This window comes from Ruminococcus callidus ATCC 27760, assembly GCF_000468015.1.
In the GTDB taxonomy this organism is placed as follows: domain Bacteria; phylum Bacillota; class Clostridia; order Oscillospirales; family Ruminococcaceae; genus Ruminococcus_C; species Ruminococcus_C callidus.
Genome location: NZ_KI260304.1, coordinates 1 through 432, shown reverse-complemented (window position 1 = coordinate 432; position 432 = coordinate 1). Strand labels below are relative to the sequence as shown.

Annotated in this window: 1 protein-coding gene; it reads left to right on the top strand. The window is 46.3% G+C overall.

Annotated features, from left to right (window positions below; all coding sequences use genetic code 11):
• The coding region (locus RUMCAL_RS16130; RefSeq protein ID WP_021680743.1) for a hypothetical protein at positions 1-289 on the top strand (289 nt) is incomplete at its 5' end.
• Positions 290-432: the final 143 nt, after the last annotated feature.

Below are 432 nucleotides of genomic sequence, written 5' to 3'. Positions count from 1 at the left end.
AGTCGCCAGACGCTCTTTGTGCGGTATTGCTTTATGGGAAACACATATCAAAAAAGCCCTGTCCTGTGAAAACAGGACAAGGCTCACGCTTGTTCAAAACCACCCATTTTCAAAGAGCCGTCACTCTTCTGTCCTTAATGCGAACACCACATCTGCACCTACTGTGAAAGCCGGTTCAGCACAGCCACTCGGAAGGGAACTTCAGCATATGCCGCCGGACGGGTTTTCAGCACTCCCCGCTCTCTGTACCGGCAGGCTCTCCGGCAACATCTTTCAGAAAATCCGCTGAAATTTGCCGCCGCAATATGCCTACTCGCTTCGTCTTTGTGTTTTCAAATCACATTATACCTGTTTTCACAAAAAAAATCAAGCCCTTTTGAAATTTTTTTCTTGAATTTTTCTGCGTTGTCAATAGATGTGACCCATTGGATG